This is a genomic window from Ruminococcus sp. MCC718 (genome assembly GCF_018783905.1).
Lineage (GTDB): Bacteria > Bacillota > Clostridia > Lachnospirales > Lachnospiraceae > Hominisplanchenecus > Hominisplanchenecus faecis.
Window position 1 is genome coordinate 1 of record NZ_WQNP01000066.1, and the last position, 528, is coordinate 528.

The following is a 528-nucleotide window of genomic DNA, read 5'->3' on the forward strand; positions in this document are numbered from 1 at the left end:
AATTAACAGTTAAACATAAATTATAAAATTATATAAGTATATGTTGAGTTTTGCAAGATATTAGAGTAGAATATTATTGAAAGGAGTTGATACTTTGAGTAAATATTATTCTATACATGAATTTTCAAAAATTATAGGCGTATCTGCCCAGACATTACGAAATTGGGATGCCAATGGAAAACTTCATCCGCATCATACTACAGTAAGTGGCTATAGATATTATTCTGATGAGCAACTCAACCAGGTAATAAATGTAAAGCCTAAAAACCGCATTACAATTGGATATTGTCGTGTTTCCAGTCATAAACAAAAAGATGATCTGGAACGACAGATTGATAATGTGAAAACATATCTTCTGGCAAAAGGACAGCCGTTTGAGATAATAAGTGATATCGGTTCCGGAATTAATTATAAGAAAAAAGGGCTCCAGGAATTGATCAGGCGAATATCTCAAAATCAGGTTGAAAAGGTTGTTGTTTTGTATAAAGATCGGTTACTGCGATTTGGTTTTGAGTTGATAGAATATAT

General features: G+C 31.8%; 1 protein-coding gene. It reads left to right on the plus strand.

Translation table 11 applies throughout. From position 1 onward, the window contains the following. Positions 1 to 94: 94 nt before the first annotated feature. The coding region (locus tag GPK60_RS07560) for an IS607 family transposase (RefSeq protein ID WP_215659191.1) at positions 95 to 528 on the plus strand (434 nt) is incomplete at its 3' end.